Below are 18,788 nucleotides of genomic sequence, written 5' to 3'. Positions count from 1 at the left end.
ACGGGATTATTCGATCCCGAGGATGCAGTCACCGAGCGGCGTTTTTTTGTTTTTCCGGATCTCCGTCACATCAGAGGGGCACAGAACATGACGAAGACTACAGGAATGAGCACCACCCGCCGTCAGCTGCTGAAGCTCACTTCGGCTGCAGCAATCGTCAGCGCAGCGAAAATGGCGTTCCCGTCGGGTGCTTTCGCGGCTGGAGCAGGACCGGAAGTCACGGGCGTCAAGCTGGGCTACATCGCGCTGACTGATGCCGCACCGTTGATCATCGCCAAGGAGAAGGGGCTCTTCGAGAAATTTGGCCTGCCCGAAGTCGAAGTGCTGAAACAGGCATCCTGGGGCGCGACGCGCGACAATCTCGTGCTCGGCGGTGCATCGAACGGCATCGACGGGGCGCATATCCTGACCCCAATGCCCTACCTCATCTCGGCTGGCAAGGTGACGCAGAACAATGTACCCGTTCCGATGTCGATCCTGGCACGCCTCAACCTGGACAGCCAGGGCATCTCGGTCTCCAAGGAATATGCTGAGACCGGCGTCCAGCTCGACGCGTCCAAGCTGAGGGATGTATTCGCCGCCAAGAAGGCAGCCGGTGGCGAGGTGAAGGTCGCCATGACTTTCCCCGGTGGGACCCATGATCTCTGGTTGCGCTACTGGCTGGCTGCCGGCGGCATCGATCCGGACAAGGACGTCTCGACGATCGTCGTTCCGCCGCCGCAGATGGTCGCCAATATGAAGGTCGGCAACATGGACGCCTTTTGCGTGGGCGAACCGTGGAACGAGCAGCTGGTCAATCAGGGCATCGGCTTCACGGCCTGTACGACGGGTGAGCTCTGGAAGGGGCATCCGGAAAAGGCGCTGGGTCTCCGGTCCGACTGGATCGAGCAGAACCCCATCGCCGCCAAGGCATTGCTGATGGCCGTGATGGAAGCCCAGATGTGGGCGGACGACATGGGCAACAAGGAAGAAATGTCCGCAATCCTCGGCAAGCGCCAGTGGTTCAACGTGCCGCCGAAGGACGTTGCCGGCCGTCTCAAGGGCACGATCAATTACGGCAATGACCGGGTGGTGGAGAACTCCGGGCTCGAGATGAAGTTCTGGAAGGATCATGCGTCCTATCCGTTCAAGAGCCATGATGCCTGGTTCCTGACCGAGAATGTCCGCTGGGGCAAGTTCGCGCCCGATACCGACATCAAGGCTCTGGTCGACAAGGTCAACCGCGAGGACATCTGGCGCGAGGCCGCCAAGGACCTCGGCGTCGTTGCGGCCGACATCCCGGCATCCGCTTCCCGCGGTCCGGAAACTTTCTTCGACGGCAAGGTCTTCGATCCGGAAAACCCCCAGGCCTATCTCGACAGCCTCGCCATCAAGGCTGGCGCCTGACGCTGGCGCCTCCCTCCCCGCCCATCCCGAAATGAATGGTTTGGGCAGGGAGGAACCCCGCTTCCCATTCGACACGCGCAGAGGACAATCCCATGACCGCCACCGCCCGAAAAGCAGAGACAGAGTCGATCGCCGTCTCCCCTAGCCGGAACGGCACCGTCGTTCACCTGGCGAAGCGCGCGACGCCCAGATTCGACCTGAAGCGCGGAGGGCTCGGCTTTGCTCGCAACACGCTGCCGCCGCTCCTGGTCACGCTGGTGCTTCTCGGCATCTGGCAGCTCACCTGTTCCCAGCCGGGCGCCACCCTGCCGCCGCCCTCCCAGGTCTGGACCGACAGCTACGATCTGATCGTCGATCCCTTCTTCAATTTCGGCTCGCAGGATATCGGCCTCGCCTGGCGTGTGCTGACGTCCCTGGAGCGCGTCGCCATGGGCTTCGGCCTTGCAGCGATCGTCGGCGTTTTCCTCGGGGCCGTCGTCGGGCAGTCCATCTGGGCCATGCGCGGTCTCGATCCGATTTTCCAGATTCTGCGCACCGTGCCACCGCTCGCCTGGTTGCCCCTCTCGCTCGCCGCCTTCCAGGATTCCAACCCGTCCGCGATCTTCGTCATTTTCATCACGTCGATCTGGCCCGTGATCATCAACACCGCCGTCGGTGTGCGCAACATCCCGGACGACTATCGCAACATCGCCCGCGTGCTGCGTCTCAACCCGCTGGAATTCTTCGTGCGGATCATGGTGCCGGCGGCTGCGCCTTATATCTTCACAGGCCTTCGAATCGGCGTGGGCCTCTCCTGGCTCGCGATTGTCGCGGCAGAAATGCTGACAGGCGGCGTCGGCATCGGCTTCTTCATCTGGGATGCGTGGAATTCCTCGCGCCTCTCCGACATCATCGTGGCGCTCGCCTATATCGGCGTGACCGGCTTCGTCCTCGACAAGCTCGTCGCGCTGCTCGGCAGCATCGTCACCCGTGGCACAGCCAAGAACTGAGGGGGACGCATCATGTCCAGCTATCTCAAGATCGACCACATCGACAAAAGCTTCGAGCGCGGCAGCGTCCGCACCGAAGTTCTCAAGGACATCACGCTCACCATCGAGAAGGGAGAGTTCGTCTCGATCATCGGGCATTCGGGTTGCGGGAAATCCACACTGCTCAATCTGATTGCGGGGCTCACACGGGTGAGCTCGGGCGCGGTGCTCCTGGAGAACCAGGAGGTCAACGAGCCCGGCCCTGATCGCGCCGTCGTCTTCCAGAACCACTCGCTGCTGCCCTGGCTCACGGTCTACGAGAACGTCAATCTGGCCGTCTCCAAGGTGTTTTCCGGGCGCAAGACCAAGGCCGAAAAACATGATTGGGTCATGCACAATCTCGATCTGGTGCAGATGGGCCATGCCAAAGACAAGCGCCCCGCCGAAATTTCGGGCGGCATGAAGCAGCGTGTCGGAATTGCCCGGGCGCTGTCGATGGAGCCGAAAGTGCTTCTGCTCGACGAACCCTTTGGCGCACTGGATGCACTGACGCGGGCGCACCTGCAGGACGCGGTTATGGAGATCCACGGCCGGCTCGGCAACACGATGATCATGATCACCCACGACGTCGACGAAGCCGTGCTGCTTTCCGACCGGATCGTGATGATGACGAACGGGCCGGCGGCACGGATCGGGGAAATCCTCGACGTGCCGATCGAGCGTCCGCGCAACCGGATCGAGCTCGCCTCTGATCGCACCTATCTCAAATGCCGCGAGGCCGTGTTGAAGTTCCTCTACGAGCGCCATCGCTTCGTGGAAGCTGCGGAGTGAGAACCATGGCGGAAAAACTGGTCATTATCGGCAACGGCATGGCGCCGGGCCGCATGCTGGAAGAACTGTTCGAGAAGGCGCCAGGCCTTTACGAGGTGACGATCTTCAACGCCGAACCGCGGGTCAATTACGACCGGATCATGCTCTCTCCCGTGCTTTCGGGCGAGAAGGCCTATGAGGACATCGTGATCCATGACGATGCCTGGTACGCGGCCAACGGCGTGACCTTGCACAAGGGCGCGCGGGTTACGAGGATCGACCGCCAGGCAAAGACCGTGACCTCGGCGAATGGGATCACTGCGGGTTATGACAAGTTGGTCATCGCGACGGGGTCGCTGCCCTTCATCATCCCTGTTCCGGGCCATCAACTGCCAGGCGTGCTCGCCTATCGCGACCTCGACGATGTCGAGAAGATGCTTGAAATCTCCGAACGCAAGGGCCGCGCGATCGTCATCGGCGGCGGACTTCTCGGCCTCGAGGCCGCTTATGGCCTGAAGCGCCAAGGCATGGAGGTGACCGTCATCCACCTGATGCCGACGATCATGGAGCGGCAGCTTGATCCGGCGGCCGCCTATCTCCTGGAAAGGGCGCTCACCGAGCGCGGCATCGAGATCATCACCAAGGCGAATACGAAGCAGATCCTCGGCGCCGACAAGGTCGAAGGGATCGAGCTCGAAGACGGCAGGGTGATCGATGGCGACATGGTGATCATGGCGGTCGGCATTCGTCCGGCATCGCAGCTTGCCAAGGATGCAGGGCTCGCGGTCAACAGGGGCATCGTCGTCGATGACGGCATGATGACCTCGGATGCCTCGATCTTTTCGCTGGGAGAATGTGCCGAGCATCGCGGTATCTGCTACGGCCTCGTGGCGCCGCTCTACGAGAGCGCCCGCGTTCTGGCCGACCGGCTGACGGGCGGCCATGCCGAATATCATGGCTCGGTCGTCAACACGAAGCTGAAGGTAACGGGCATCAACCTCTTCTCGGCAGGCGACTTCGCCGAGGCGCCGGACCGCGAGGAAATTGTGCTGCGTGATGCCTCGGCCGGTGTCTACAAGCGCCTCGTTCTCAAGGAAAACCGCATCATCGGCGCGGTTCTCTACGGAGAAACTACCGATGGCTCCTGGTTCTTCGATCTGCTGAAGAAGCAGACCGACATCTCCTTGATGCGGGACACCCTCATCTTCGGCCAGTCTTACCAGGGAGGGTCTCCGCTGGACCCTATGGCGGCCGTTGCAGCCTTGCCGGATGATGCGGAAATCTGCGGCTGCAACGGCGTCTGCAAGGGCAAAATCACCTCGACGATCACGGGCAAGAGCCTGACGACACTGGATGGCGTGCGCGCGCATACCAAGGCGTCTGCCTCCTGCGGGAATTGTACGGGGCTCGTCGAGCAGCTGATGGCGCTCACACTCGGCGACGCCTACAACCCTGCCGCCGTCACGCCGATGTGCACCTGCACCGAACTCGGGCATGACGACGTGCGCCGCCTGATCAAGGCCAAGGGGCTGAAGACGATCCCCGCAGTGATGCAGGAGCTCGAATGGAAGACCTCCTGTGGGTGCGCCAAGTGCCGGCCGGCCTTGAACTACTATCTCGTCTGCGACTGGCCGGACGAATATGCCGACGATTACCAGTCGCGTTTCATCAATGAGCGTGTGCATGCCAACATCCAGAAGGACGGCACTTACTCCGTCGTCCCCCGCATGTGGGGCGGCGTCACCAATGCGGCGGAACTGCGCGCCATCGCAGATGTCGTCGACAAGTTCGAAATCCCCCTGGTGAAGGTGACCGGTGGCCAGCGCATCGACCTTCTCGGCATCGAGAAGGAAGACCTGCCGGCCGTCTGGGCCGATCTCGGCAAGGCCGGCTTCGTCTCGGGCCAGGCCTATGCCAAAGGACTGAGGACCGTGAAAACCTGCGTCGGTTCCGACTGGTGTCGCTTCGGCACACAGGATTCGACGGGTCTCGGCATCCGCATCGAGAAGTTCATGTGGGGCTCCTGGACACCGGCCAAGCTGAAGCTCGCCGTCTCCGGTTGTCCGCGCAACTGCGCGGAGGCGACCTGCAAGGACATCGGCGTGATCTGCGTGGATTCCGGCTTCGAAATCCATTTTGCCGGCGCTGCCGGTCTCGACATCAAGGGCACGGATGTCCTGGGTCTGGTGAAGACCGAGGACGAGGCGCTGGAGCATATCGTCGCGCTCACCCAGATGTATCGCGAGCAGGGTCGCTATCTCGAACGCATCTACAAATGGGCGAAACGCATCGGCCATGACGAGATCCGCCGCCAGATCATGGAGGATGCGGACAAGCGACGGGCCTATTACGAGCGCTTCGTGTTCTCCCAGCAATTCGCGCAGGTGGATCCTTGGTCGGAACGTGTTTCGGGCAAGGACAAACACGAGTTCAAACCGATGGCGACCGTCGGTTATTCGGCGGCGGCGGAATAGTCCCTTCTTCCCTCCTACGGGGAGAAGGGAAAGGATCAACAAGGAACATGCCCATGAACTGGATCGCCATCGGCACGATCGACGATATTCCCCTGCGCGGCGCGCGCTGCGTGAAGACCCCGCAGGGCAAGATCGGGGTCTTCCGGACCGCTGAAAACCAGGTCTACGCGATTGAGGACCATTGCCCGCACAAGGGTGGACCGTTGACGGAGGGCATCGTGCATGGGGCTTCCGTCACCTGTCCGCTACACAACTGGGTGATCTCGCTCGAGACCGGCAAGGCATTGGGCGCAGACGAGGGCACTGTCCGCACCATCCCTATCCGCAACATTGACGGCCAGCTGTCGATCGCGCTCGAAAGCGCGCTCGTGGCGGCGGAGTGATCCATGGCCTGCGAAACCCGCACCACTTGCCCCTATTGCGGCGTCGGCTGCGGTGTCATCGCAACCGTTGACGATGCCGGTTCCGTCAGCGTCCGCGGCGATCCGGAGCATCCCGCCAATTTCGGCCGGCTATGCTCGAAAGGGTCTGCCCTTGCCGAGACGCTGGGTGACGACGGACGAGCGCTTTTTCCGGAAGTCGGCGGCCAGAGAACGAGTTGGAATACAACGCTCGACCTGATTGCGGATCGCTTCAGCAATACGATCGCCGAGCATGGTCCGGACTCGGTTGCGTTCTACGTCTCCGGCCAGCTTCTGACCGAGGACTACTACGTCGCCAACAAGCTGATGAAGGGCTACATCGGCTCCGGCAATATCGACACGAATTCCAGGCTTTGCATGGCCTCTTCGGTCGCTGGGCATCGTCGGGCCTTCGGGGCCGACACGGTTCCGGGCACCTATGAGGATCTCGAACTCGCGGACCTCGTCGTCCTGGTCGGCTCGAACCTCGCCTGGTGTCACCCTGTCCTCTACCAGCGTCTCGCCGCCGCGAAGGCCTCACGGCCCGCGATGAAGGTGATCGTCATCGATCCACGACGCACTGCGACCTCCGATATTGCGGACCTTCATCTTTCGGTGAGCCCGGATGGGGATGTTGCCCTGTTCAATGGTCTGCTGACCCATCTGGCCGAAACCGACAGGATCGACCAGAGCTATGTCGCGGCGAATACGACAGGCTTTTCGGAGGCTCTGCTTTCGGCGTCCCGCCTTTCCATGGCGGAGCTTTCGGAAGCGACCGGCCTGTCCGGCATGTTGATCCGGCAGTTCTTCTGGCTCTTCGCCGGCACAGAACGCGTCGTCACCTGCTACAGTCAGGGGGTCAACCAATCGGCGTCCGGCAGCGACAAGGTCAATGCGATCATCAATTGCCATCTGGCGACGGGGCGCATCGGACGCCCTGGAATGGGGCCGTTCTCGCTGACGGGGCAACCGAATGCCATGGGTGGTCGTGAAGTGGGCGGGCTTGCCAACATGCTGGCGGCGCATATGGAAATCGAGAATGGAGATCACCGGGATCGGGTGCGGCGCTTCTGGTCATCGCCGCGGATCGCGGATAGAGCTGGCCTCAAGGCCGTCGAAATGTTCGATGCGGTGGCGGACGGGCGGATCAAGGCGCTCTGGATCATGTCGACCAATCCCGTTGTGTCGATGCCCAACGCAGACAAGGTGAAGGCCGCCATCGAGGCCTGTCCTTTCGTGGTCGTCTCCGACATGCAGAAAAATACGGATACGGCACGGCTCGCGCATGTCGTGCTTCCGGCAACCGGCTGGGGCGAGAAATCCGGCACGGTGACCAATTCCGAGCGGAGGATTTCACGACAGCGGCCGTTTTTGGCGGCTCCGGGAGAGGCCCGTCCCGACTGGTGGCATATCACGGAAGTTGCCAAGCGCATGGGCTTTGTCGATGCATTTGACTACGAATCGCCAGCCGAAATCTTCGCGGAACACTCAGCCCTTTCCGCCTTCGAGAATGATGGCCTCCGCGATTTCGATATCGGCGCCTTTGCTGCGATCAACCAGAAGCAGTATGAAGAGCTTGCCCCGTTCCAGTGGCCAAGGCCTGCAATTGGAGCGACCAAGGAACGGTTTTTCGCAGACGGCCGCTTCTATCATCCTGACGGCAAGGCGCGTTTCGTCCCCGTCCACGCCGCCCTTCAGCCTGTGGAACGCGCGCATGGCAGCTTCGTGCTGAACACCGGACGCGTGCGTGACCACTGGCACACGATGACCCGAACCGGAAAAAGCGCGCGCCTTTCCACGCATCTTGCCGAGCCATTCTGCGAGATCCATCCGCTTGACGCAGCCGACCAACAGATCCGTGATGCGGACCTGGTCAAGGTCTCGGACGACAAGGGTCACTTCATCCTTGTGCGCGCACTTCTCACCGAGCGGCAGGCACGTGGGTCCATCTTCGTGCCGATGCACTGGACGGATGAAACAGCCTCGCGGGCACGGGTGGATGCGCTCGTCCCACCGGATGTCGATCCCATCTCCGGGCAGCCTGCACTCAAGCAGGCGCGCGTTTCGCTCGCTCGTCATGCGCCCGCATTTCATGCCTTTCTGGTGGCGACCGAGCGGCCCAGGATTCTGCCCTTCGAGTACTGGGCGATCGCAAAAGCCGATGGCGGCTACCGGCTCGAACTGGCCGGAGACGAGCCGGAAAACGGGTTCGAGGCTTGGCTCAACCAGGCCCTCGGCCTGGATGAGGATATCGAGATTGTGCGCTACCGCGATATGGCAGCCGGGGATTGTCGGATCCTCGCCTTGCGCGGAACCCGCCTAATGGCTGCGTTCTTTGCGTCGCGTTCTCCTGTTGCCGTTTCGCGGCAATGGGCCGTCGACCAGATGCTCATCGAGCATGACGATGCCAAGGCTCGTTCCCGGCTCGTGGCGGGGCGACCGGGTGCAGGCCAGCCGGACAAGGGCGCGATCGTCTGCTCCTGTTTTTCGGTCGGCGCAATGGAGATCTCCCATGCCGTCGGTCAAGGCTGCCGATCGATGGACGCCATCGGTCAGTTGCTCAGCGCCGGAACCAATTGCGGCTCCTGCCGCCCAGAGATCCGGAGGATAATCGATGCGCAAGCGCTCCTCGCCGCAGAGTGACGAAGCTGGCCGGATCGAACCGCTGGCCAAGCTTCCGGTCTTCTGGAACCTCTCCGAAAAACGGGTGGTCATTGCCGGGGGATCGGATGCGGCCGCCTGGAAGGCCGAACTTCTGGCAGCCTGCGGCGCACTGGTCGATGTCTACGCCGAAGCCGAGGGGATCGGCGCAGCCATGCAGGATCTGGTTATTGCGGAGAAGGTCACGATACTGAACCAGCCCTGGCATATCGGCATGTTTCACGGGGCCTCCATGGCCATCGCTGATTGCGACAGCGACGACGAGGCCCGCGCCTTTTCCTGTGCGGCGCGCGCGGCCGGCGTACCGTTCAACGTCATCGACAAGCCCGCCTATTGCCAGTTCCAATTCGGCTCCATCGTCAATCGCTCGCCCGTCATCCTGTCCATCTCGACGGATGGGGCGGCTCCGATCCTCGCCCAGGCCATTCGCAGACGGGTGGAGACGCTGCTGCCTCCGTCGCTCAAGGACTGGGCCATGCTGGCGCAGACCGTTCGCGCGACGGTGAACAGCCAACTGGAGCCGGGGCCGAAACGCCGCGCCTTCTGGGAGCGCTTCGTCGACCGCTGCTTCTCATCGACGAAGGTGCCCGGCGAGGACGATCGGCAGGGTCTGATTTCCGATGTCGAGACGCTCTGCAGCCTGCCGCTTTCGGGGTCTGTCACCATCGTCGGTGCCGGCCCTGGCGATGCGGAACTGTTGACGCTCAAGGCCGTTCGCTGCCTGCAGGCGGCCGACCTCATCCTTTTCGATGACGGCGTTTCTTCCGACGTGCTGGAACTGGCACGGCGGGAGGCCAAACGCATGCTTGTCGGCGCGGTCGACGAAAATGCGACCGGGAGCGAACTCAATCTGCGCCAACTGGTGGCGGGACTGGCACGGACGGGAAAACGCGTGGTGCTGCTGAGAGCCGGAGATGCGGCTGCCTCAGGAGCCGTCGCCGCCTTGATCGAGGACTTGCAGATGGCGGGCCTGCACGTCGATCTCGTTCTCGGGATTTCAGGAAGCAATTTCTCGTCAGACGTTGCTTTCAAGCAGCCCATCACAAGCGAGGTTTTGGTCCACACAGGGTAAGGTCAGCCTGATCATCAACTTGCGCCTTCGCTACGCCCGTCATTGAACCCTCACAAAATCCGGTTGTTCAAACCCAGATTTCTGATACAGATCTGGTGACTGGGGAGTAAGTTTATTGAGCAGCCGGTTTCTCATGATCACGCCGGAAGACGGCAAGGAAGTCCTTAAATGCCTCGCGGCACCGGCGCGACTGGCGATCCTCGAACTGTTGCACGCCCGCGGGCCTCTCAACGTCAACGAGATCGCCGAGGTGCTGGACCTGCCGCAATCGACGACTTCCACCCATCTCAACCAGATGGAAGAGGCGGGCCTCATCCGGACCGAAGTGCAGAAGGCACGCAAGGGCAGCCAGAAGATCTGCCATGCGGTGCATGACGAGATCGTTCTCTCCTTCACACGCCCGAACGAGGCGTCCGACGAGGCGATAGAGGTATCGATGCCCGTCGGCCTCTATAGCGGGTATGACGTCTACGCCCCCTGTGGCATGTGCGGGCCAGATGCGATAATCGGCTATCTCGACAGCCCCGATACCTTCCTTTCTCCTGACCGTATGAAGGCTGGATTGCTGTGGTTCACGCGCGGCTATGTGGACTACCAGTTCCCCAACAATGCAAGGATCAAGGGGGCTCCGATCAGGGAACTGGAGGTTCTGATGGAGCTTTCTTCCGAGGTGCCGGGCACATCCGACAACTGGCCTTCGGACATCACAATTTCGATCAACGGCAAGGCGGTCGCGACCTGGACCTCGCCCGGCGACTTCGGCGACCGGCGCGGCAAGTTCACGCCGGACTGGTGGAAGTTGAGGGGCAGCCAGTATGGGGTGCTGAAGAGCTTCCGCATCACTGATGGCGGTACATTCATCGACGGCATGCGAGTCTCAGATACCAAGCTCAATGATCTGGAACTGCTCGATCACCGGTCGATCCGGCTCAGGATCGAGGTCCCGGAGACGGCCGAACATCCCGGTGGAATCAATATCTTCGGCCGCGGCTTCGGTAATTACGACCAGGATATCGTCCTGCGCATCAAGACCTGACACACCCACCATTTGCCCCTGGATATTGCCGGATTGACCTCCGGTCGATCCCGTGTATCATATCCTCAAATACGATAGATATCCGATAAACGGATATGGTTGGAGGAAATGCACATGCGGGCTGTCGGCACCGTTCACCGCGACTATAAAATCAGCACGATCGATCCGCGCCTTTATGGCTCGTTCGTCGAGCATCTCGGCCGCGCGGTCTACACCGGTATTTACGAGCCTAATCACCCGACTGCCGACGAGAACGGCATGCGTCAGGACGTCATCGATCTCGTGCGCGAACTTGACGTTCCCGTCGTGCGCTATCCCGGCGGCAATTTCGTTTCGGCCTATAACTGGGAAGACGGCATCGGGCCGAAGGAAGACCGCCCGGTTCGCCTCGACCTCGCCTGGCATACCTCGGAATCCAATCAGGTCGGCATCCACGAGTTCGCCGACTGGGCAAAGGCTGCCAACACCGAGATGATGTTGGCCGTGAACCTCGGCTCGCGCGGTCTGGATGAAGCCCGCGCCTTCCTCGAATATGTCAATCACCCAGGCGGCAGTTACTGGTCGGATCTGCGCCGCAAGAACGGGCGCGAAGAGCCGTGGAACGTCAAGCTCTGGTGCCTCGGCAACGAGATGGACGGTCCCTGGCAGATCGGCCAGAAGACCGCCGAGGAGTATGGCCGGGTCGCCTTCGAGACCGCCAAGGCCATGCGCGCCTTCGACAAGTCGATCGAACTCGTCGTCTGCGGCTCCTCTTCTCCCAAGATGCCGACCTATCCGGCCTGGGAAGCCACCGTCCTCGACTACACCTATGACAGCGTCGACTACATCAGCCTGCACATGTATTTCGAGAACCACGCCGGCGATACCGCAGCCTATCTGGCGCAGAACGCCCGCCTCGATGACTATATCGAGACCATTGCCTCCGTCATCCGCGTCACCAAGGCGAAGAAGCGCTCGAAGAAGGACGTCTATATCAGCTTCGACGAGTGGAACGTCTGGTACCATTCCAATGAAGCCGACCGGAAGGTTTTGGAAGGCCGTGATGGCTGGCCGCATGCGCCGGAACTGCTCGAAGACATCTACAATTTCGAAGACGTGCTGCAGGTCGGCTGCATCCTCAACACCTTCATTCGCCGCGCAGACGTGGTGAAGGTCGGTTGCCTGGCGCAGCTCGTCAACGTCATCGCGCCGATCATGACCGTGCCCGGCGGTCCGGCCTGGCGCCAGACGACCTACTATCCCTACCTCTTTGCATCGCGTTACGGCCGCGGCACCTCCTACCAGCTGTCGATCGACTGCCCTGTTTATGCGACCGACTTTGCAGACGCCGTGCCCTATCTCGACGTCTCTGCGGTCGAGAGCGACACCGACGGTGCGCTCACCCTCTTCATCGTCAACCGCCACGAGACCGACGCCGTCGCGCTCGATGTCGCGCTCGAAGGCTTCGGCGACCGGAAGGTGATCATGGACAAGGTGATCGCGGGTCATGCGCTGAAGGCAGTGAACGGTCCCGACAAGCAGACCGTCGCTCCGGTCGACGGTAGCGGCATCACGGTCGAGAGCGGACGCCTCAAGGGAGAGATCGCGCCGCTCAGCTACCGGATGATCCGGCTCGGCCAGTAAACCAATCGACGACGGGGAGGAGAAACCATGTCGGCTTCGATTGAAATTGACAACGTCACAAAGCGCTACGGCGCACTCACCGTGCTCGAGGACATTTCATTGTCCATCGGGGCGGGTGAATTCTTGGTCTTTCTTGGCCCCTCGGGCTGCGGCAAGTCCACCCTGCTGCGCATGATTGCGGGCCTCGAAGACGTGACGGCGGGCACCATTTCGGTAGCCGGCCAGCGCGTCGATACCTTGCCCCCAGGCAAGCGCGGGGTCGCAATGGTCTTCCAGTCCTATGCGCTCTATCCGCATATGACCGTGAAGCAGAACATGTCCTTCGGGCTCGAAAACATCGGCATGGCAAAGGGCGAGATCGAGAGCCGCGTGCTGGCCGCCGCCGAGACCCTCGAAATCGGCCACCTGCTCGATCGGAAACCTCAGAAACTCTCGGGCGGCCAGCGCCAGCGCGTTGCGATCGGCCGCGCCATCGTCAAGGAACCCAAGGCCTTCCTGTTCGACGAACCGCTGTCCAACCTCGACGCAGCATTGCGCGGCCGCACGCGCCTCGAACTGGCGCAACTGCACCACCGCCTCGGCTCGACGATGATTTTCGTCACCCACGACCAGGTCGAGGCGATGACGCTGGCAGACCGGATCGTCATCATGAACGAACGCAAGATCGAGCAGATCGGCACGCCGATGGATGTTTACCAGCGTCCGACCAGCAAGTTCGTCGCAAGCTTCATCGGTTCACCGGCCATGAACTTCCTGCCCGTCACCAGCTGGACACCGGGAGGTGCCAGCCTCGCGGTGACAACTGCGGGTCTGGGACGCGTCGAAACGGGCTTCGAGGTCCCTGAAGGTTCTAACCCCGAAGGCGCCACCCTCGGCATTCGCGCAGAAGACATCACCGTCATCACGGGCGACGCTGGCATACCGCTGACCGCTGAAGTGGTCGAGCGGCTCGGCGATCGTTCGCTCGTCTATGGCGTGCTCAATGATGGTAGCAAGCTTGTGGTGGAAGCCGACGGCCGTTCCCTGATCAAGGCCGGCGACCGCGTGATGGTCTCAGCCGATCCGCATTCCTTCCATCTCTTCGGCGCCGATGGCCGCGCCTATCGCAGGGAGGCGGACTGACATGGCAGAGAGCTATCGCCGCAGTCAGTGGAGCCATGGGCTCTTCATCCTTCCTTATCTGCTGGTCTTCATCGCCCTTCTCGTGTTCCCGCTCTTCTGGGGCATGTGGCTCAGCCTGCACAAGGTGGATCTCTTCGGTCCCGGCCGCTTCGTCGGCCTGACAAACTACATCCGTGTAGCAGGAGACGCAGTTTTTCTGCAGGCCCTGCGCAACACGATCGTCTTCGTGCTGGTGAGCGTACCCACTCTGGTTGGCCTCGGCCTCTTCCTGGCCCTGGCGTTAAACCGGACCACGCGCACGACCAGTTTCTTCCGCGGCCTGTTCTTCTCGTCCTCGGTGTTATCGGTCACGATCGTTACCCTGATCTGGCGTTTCGTCTTCATTCCGAGCGACGGCCTCCTGTCCGTGTTGTTCGCTCAAGCGGGCTTGGACCAGATCAACTTCATTTCGACCAAGGGCTGGTCACTCTTCGCCGTCGGCGTCGCCACCGTCTGGTGGTGCGTGGGCCTGCCGATGATGCTGTTCCTCGCCGCGCTCCAGCAGGTTCCGCAGGATCTTTACGAGGCAGCAGCGCTCGACAATGCGAAGCCATGGCGCGTGCTGACGCGGATCACCCTGCCCTCGATCGCCCGCACCATCATGCTGGTGACGATCATCCAGATCGTCTTTCAGTTTCAGCTCTTCGGGCAGGCGCAGTTGATGACTAACGGCGGTCCAAACGGGTCGTCTCGTCCGCTCGTTATGTATATCTACGAAGTCGGCTTCGTTCGCTGGGATGTGGGTCGAGCAGCGGCCGCCTCACAGTACCTCTTCCTCATCATCCTCGTGGCGGCCATGGCGCAATATGTCGTGTCCTCGCGCAAGACGGAGGACGGCGCATGAGCCAGTCGAACGACACCTACAAGCCGGAAGTTCTGACGGCCAACCGGCCGCTGCTCTGGGGTGCGGCTTTGCTCTCCGTCGTCATGATGGCGCCGGTGGCCTGGCTGGTCGGGCTTTCGATCAAGAGCAACCAGGATCTGATGATCGGCACGGACTCGGTCTTCCGCGCGCCCTATACGATCGCCAACTACCTCAACATCTGGCATTCCTCGCAGGTCTTCGGCTGGTTCTTCAACAGCCTCGTCGTCGCCACAGGACAGACGCTCATGGTGCTGGTGCTCTCGTCACTGGCCGGCTATGGCTTCGCGCGGCTCGAGTTCCCCTTCCGCCGAACGCTCTTCATCATCGTGCTATTCGGACTCGCGGTGCCGGAACAGGCCGTCATCATCGCGCGCCACCAGATGTTCAACTGGTTCGGCCTGCACAACAGCTATCTCGGGCTGATGCTGCCGGGCCTGTCGGGTGCCTTCGGCGTGTTCCTGATGACGCAGTTCTTCCGCGCGATCCCGAAGGAAATCGACGAAGCGGCCCTGCTCGACAACGCCTCGCAATGGCGCATCTTCTGGAAGGTCATGCTGCCGCAGACCCTTCCGGCGCAGGCGACACTCGGCATCTTCACCTTCCTGGGCGGCTGGAACGACTATTGGTGGCCACTGATTTCGGCGACAAAGAAGGAAATGTACACGCTGACAGTCGGGCTTGCCTCGTCGCAATCCAACTTCGCTCAGAGCGAGGGCCTTGGCTTCCTGGCGGCACAGGCGGTGTTCGCCAGTGTGCCGGCACTCATCGTCTACGTGATCTTCCAGAAACACATCGTCACTGCCGTTTCAGGTGGTGCCGTGAAGTAAAGCCTGCCCGCCCGGGGAGGAGCCGGTCGGTCAAGTTCAACAGGGTCAGCGGACCCGACAAAAGGGAGTGAGACAGCATGAAACGCATTCTATTGACCACGGTCGCAACGATCGCGCTGGGTTATGGCGCCTCTGCGCAGGCACAGACCACGATCGAATTGCAGCGCTTCTTCGGCGCCTGCGAAGCAGAATATGGAAATGTCACCGATGTCTCGGCTGCCGTGGGCGAATGCGGTATCATTACCGCTCTCGTCAACAAGTTCGAGGCCGACAATCCTGATATCGACGTGAACATCACGACGGTGGAATGGCCGGGCTACGATCAGCTCAACGCGCAGCTCGCCTCGGGTGCAGCCCCCGACGTCGTCTCGATGCACTATTCGGCGATTTCCGACTATCAGAGCCGCGGCCTGATCGAACCGATCGACGAAGTGCTGGCAGCCCAAGGTGTTTCGCCCGAGAGCTTCACCGATGCCGGCCGCAACGGCGTCACCAAGGAAGGTCAGCTTTTCGGCCTGCCCTTCGACAACTGGACCATGCTGTTCCATGTCAACCTGAACCTGATGAAGGAAGCGGGCCTCGTCAATGCGGACGGTACGCCGATCTTGCCCAAATCCGGCGAAGAGCTGATCGCCCAGGGCAAGCAGTTTACCGAAAAGACCGGCAAACCCTATCTCATCCAGATCATGGCGAACGAGACGGCGTCCTATGCGCGCATTCTCTACACCCTGCTGCAGCAGCAGAATTCGGATTTCTTCGCCGATCCGATGTCAATCAAGCTCAACACTCCGGAAGCCATAGCTGCCGTCGAACTGATGAAGGCGACGAAGGATGAAGGCATCTCGACGACCGGCCTCGACTATGCGGCCGCGGTTTCGGGATTTGCGAACGGTGAGGGTGGCATTGCTGTCAACGGCACCTGGCTGATCGGCGATTATGTCGCGCAGTCGGAAAAGGAAGGCACAGCGCTTTCCAACGGCTACACCGTCTATCCCGTGCCCCAGCTCTTTGCCGGCCAGGATAGCACCTATGCCGACGGCCACAGCTGGGTGATGCCGAAAAAGGACCGTTCGCCAGAGCAGATCGATGCCGTCGGCAAGCTGTTCAAGTTCCTCGCCGAAAATGACTTCCAATGGGCCCGCACCGGTCACCTGCCGGCAGCCAAGGCCGTCTTCGACATGGCAGAATTCAAGGCACTGCCGCATCGCGACAACATCGCGAAGATCGCCGAAACCGGCCGCTCTCTGCCGGCCGAAGTTCAGCGCCAGTTCCCGATCCAGGACATCATCGGCGAAGAGATCGGTGCTGCCGTCAATGGTGACAAGTCGATCGAGGAGGCACTCACCTCCGCCGAAAGCCGCGTCAACGAACTGCTCGAAGACCTTTGATCCTCTCGGAACTCCCCAAGGCCTCCCTGGCCTGCCCCGCACACTTCGGTGTGTGGGGCCTTTTTTTGCCAGGGTCTGAGGGGTCTGTGAAGAGCGCCGTGCTAACCGATGATGATGGATCTGAAGTCATTGAGATTGGTGCCGGTCGGGCCGGTCACGAAGAGATCGCCCAGCGCTTAGAAGGCCGAGTACCTGTCATTCTGCGTTAACAGCATTCACGCATCGCCGTCCGCGTCTCACAATTCGCAGTGCACGCGACCATCAACCGCCCCGCAACAGAGATCGGCACCGGGGGCTGCGCAGAAGTGATTCAAGACATGATGAGCCCACCGTCGACATTGATCGTCTGGCCGGTGATGTAGGCCGCGTCGGCGGATGCGAGGAACGCGACCAATGCAGCGACTTCGGCTGGCGTGCCGGCACGGCCCATGGGGATGCCCTCGACCCATTCGGCCATCAGTTCGCCGGGGCCATAGTCGCCGAGCATCTTGCCCCAGACGCGGTCGTTATAGTCCCACATTTCGGTGTGGATGATGCCGGGGCAGATCGCGTTGACGGTGATGCCTTCCTTCGCCAGTTCCTTGGCGAGGCTCTGGCTGAGGCCGACGACGCCGAATTTCGATGCAGCATAATGGGGCGTGTAGATGAAGCCCTGGCGGGCCTGGCCGGATGCCGTGTTGATCAGGCGCCCTTTCGTGCCACTCGCCCGGAAGCGCGCAATCGCCTCCTGGCAGCAGAGGAAGACACCCTTGGTGTTGACGTCGAGATTGAGATCCCATTCGGCCTCGCTCAGGTCCTCGACCTTGGCAATGGTGATCACACCGGCATTCTGCACCGAAACGCTGAGCGGTCCGAGGCGCGCTTCTGCCTCGCCATAGGCCTGCTTGACCGCCGAGGCCTTGGTGACGTCGAGCTGCAGTCCAAGGATTTCGGCACCGGTCTCTTCCACAAGCCGCAAGGCCACCTTCTCGGTGTCGGGCTCGATCGCTGCGATGGCGACTTTTGCGCCCTCTTCGGCGAACCGCCGGGCGACCCCCAGACCGATCCCCTTATTGCCACCCGTGACGAAGACGGTCTGTCCGGAAAAACGCTGCATAGTCTACTCCTCCTGTTTGCAGCCGATCCGACAACCCACCCTCGACGAGGCGTCAGGCTGTCAGTCGCGCTGCTGTAAACTTGTCCGTGACGAACACGTCGATGATGCCCATCCTCAAGGCACCGGCGATCGCCTCTGTCTTCGATTCCCCGCCCGCCAGGGCCATGACGCGATCTGCCTTACGCAATTCCTCGAGCGAAATGCCGATGACCCGTTCGTTGAGCGGCGTTTCGACCGGCTTGCCGTCACGGTCGTAGAAGCGAAATGAAATCTCGCCGACGGCACCGGCATCGTGCAGCATGGCCATTTCCTGGCGCGAGAACACATTGCCGGAGCGTGCCAACAGTTCCGAGGGTTCGACGGCGCCAATACCGATGACCGCAAGGGTCAGACGTCCGAAGAGATCCATCGTGCCGCGAACCACGGGATCTGCCAGCATGACCAGTTTCGCTTCGCGCGAGGACGTGATGCCCTGGACGAGCAGCAGCCGAGGCTCACCGCCGGTCAGTTTCGCAAGTCGGGCCGTCAGTTGCGTCGCATGGGTCTGCACCGAAGCCTCGCCCATGCCGCCGAGGATCTGGACAATGTACTTGGCGCGGCCGGTTTTCAGAGGATGAATGTTGTCGACCATTCGCAGGAGCGTCTGGCTCCAGCTCGAAACGCCGATGATCTCGTCTTGCTGCAGGGTGACTTCGACGAAATGTGCGGCAGCCTCGCCGATACGGGCCATGATCGCGCCGTCGCGATCTTCCGAACAGTCGATCACGATCGCTTCGGTCAAGCCGTAGCGATCACGCAGGGCGGTCTCCAGGTCAGCAAAGGTGCCCGGCGGGGGAATGATCGTGGTCCGCACGATCCCTTCCATTTCGGCGCGCTTGAGCATCCGCGAAACAGTCGCCTGCGACATGTGCATGATCTCGGCGATTTCTGCCTGCCGTTTGCCTTCGGCGTGATACATCTGCGCAACGCGGGCGATCAGTCGAAGCTCGTTGAGACGTCCCATGAACCCTCCAATGGGTG

The 18,788-nt window shown here is 61.5% G+C and carries 15 protein-coding genes; 13 read left to right on the top strand and 2 right to left on the bottom strand.

From position 1 onward, the window contains the following. Positions 1-87: 87 nt before the first annotated feature. The 13 genes from E9677_RS24420 to E9677_RS24360 all read left to right on the top strand — a co-directional run bounded on the left by E9677_RS24420 (position 88) and on the right by E9677_RS24360 (position 16,672). Positions 88-1,386, top strand: coding sequence for a CmpA/NrtA family ABC transporter substrate-binding protein (locus tag E9677_RS24420; RefSeq protein ID WP_136560677.1), 1,299 nt, complete (start codon positions 88-90; stop codon positions 1,384-1,386). 92 nt (positions 1,387-1,478) lie between these two features. Beyond that, on the top strand, positions 1,479-2,375 hold the full coding sequence (gene ntrB, locus E9677_RS24415) for a nitrate ABC transporter permease (RefSeq protein WP_136560676.1): 897 nt from the start codon (positions 1,479-1,481) through the stop codon (positions 2,373-2,375). A 12-nt stretch (positions 2,376-2,387) separates the two neighbouring features. Continuing rightward, complete coding sequence (locus E9677_RS24410) at positions 2,388-3,185, top strand: ABC transporter ATP-binding protein (RefSeq protein ID WP_136560675.1); 798 nt, start codon at positions 2,388-2,390, stop codon at positions 3,183-3,185. A gap of 5 nt (positions 3,186-3,190) precedes the next feature. Next, complete coding sequence (gene nirB, locus E9677_RS24405; protein ID WP_136560674.1) at positions 3,191-5,638, top strand: nitrite reductase large subunit NirB; 2,448 nt, start codon at positions 3,191-3,193, stop codon at positions 5,636-5,638. A 47-nt stretch (positions 5,639-5,685) separates the two neighbouring features. Continuing rightward, positions 5,686-6,021, top strand: a complete 336-nt coding sequence (gene nirD / locus E9677_RS24400) for a nitrite reductase small subunit NirD (protein ID WP_136560673.1) — start codon at positions 5,686-5,688, stop codon at positions 6,019-6,021. Positions 6,022-6,024: 3 nt separating this feature from the next. Continuing rightward, positions 6,025-8,682, top strand: a complete 2,658-nt coding sequence (locus tag E9677_RS24395) for a nitrate reductase (protein WP_136560672.1) — start codon at positions 6,025-6,027, stop codon at positions 8,680-8,682. After that, positions 8,654-9,772: an SAM-dependent methyltransferase gene (locus E9677_RS24390; RefSeq protein ID WP_136560671.1), complete on the top strand. Its 1,119-nt coding sequence runs from the start codon at positions 8,654-8,656 to the stop codon at positions 9,770-9,772. The genes E9677_RS24395 and E9677_RS24390 overlap by 29 nt, the downstream gene beginning before the upstream one ends. Positions 9,773-9,887: 115 nt before the next feature. After that, complete coding sequence (locus E9677_RS24385; protein ID WP_136560670.1) at positions 9,888-10,808, top strand: ArsR/SmtB family transcription factor; 921 nt, start codon at positions 9,888-9,890, stop codon at positions 10,806-10,808. Between the two features lie 114 nt (positions 10,809-10,922). Further along, complete coding sequence (arfA, locus tag E9677_RS24380; protein ID WP_136560669.1) at positions 10,923-12,431, top strand: arabinosylfuranosidase ArfA; 1,509 nt, start codon at positions 10,923-10,925, stop codon at positions 12,429-12,431. Positions 12,432-12,458: 27 nt separating this feature from the next. After that, positions 12,459-13,553: an ABC transporter ATP-binding protein gene (locus tag E9677_RS24375; protein ID WP_136560668.1), complete on the top strand. Its 1,095-nt coding sequence runs from the start codon at positions 12,459-12,461 to the stop codon at positions 13,551-13,553. 1 nt (position 13,554) lies between these two features. Further along, positions 13,555-14,436, top strand: a complete 882-nt coding sequence (locus E9677_RS24370; protein ID WP_187182072.1) for a carbohydrate ABC transporter permease — start codon at positions 13,555-13,557, stop codon at positions 14,434-14,436. After that, a complete protein-coding gene (locus tag E9677_RS24365) occupies positions 14,433-15,284 on the top strand; it encodes a carbohydrate ABC transporter permease (RefSeq protein WP_136560666.1) in 852 nt (283 codons plus the stop codon). Before E9677_RS24370 ends, E9677_RS24365 begins: the two co-directional genes overlap by 4 nt. A 77-nt stretch (positions 15,285-15,361) precedes the next feature. Further along, entirely contained in the window at positions 15,362-16,672 is a 1,311-nt protein-coding gene (locus E9677_RS24360) for an extracellular solute-binding protein (protein WP_136560665.1), read from the top strand. A 310-nt stretch (positions 16,673-16,982) separates the two neighbouring features. Here the strand turns inward: E9677_RS24360 and E9677_RS24355 are convergent, their stop codons facing one another. Further along, positions 16,983-17,768, bottom strand: coding sequence for an SDR family NAD(P)-dependent oxidoreductase (locus E9677_RS24355; RefSeq protein WP_136560664.1), 786 nt, complete (start codon positions 17,766-17,768; stop codon positions 16,983-16,985). A 52-nt stretch (positions 17,769-17,820) separates the two neighbouring features. Then, positions 17,821-18,771, bottom strand: coding sequence for a sugar-binding transcriptional regulator (locus E9677_RS24350; RefSeq protein ID WP_136560663.1), 951 nt, complete (start codon positions 18,769-18,771; stop codon positions 17,821-17,823). Between the last annotated feature and the right edge of the window lie 17 nt (positions 18,772-18,788).

Source organism: Peteryoungia rhizophila (assembly GCF_004912145.1).
In the GTDB taxonomy this organism is placed as follows: Bacteria; Pseudomonadota; Alphaproteobacteria; order Rhizobiales; family Rhizobiaceae; genus Allorhizobium; species Allorhizobium rhizophilum.
The sequence above is the reverse complement of the archived record's forward strand: the minus strand, read 5'-3'. Positions and strand labels throughout refer to the sequence as shown.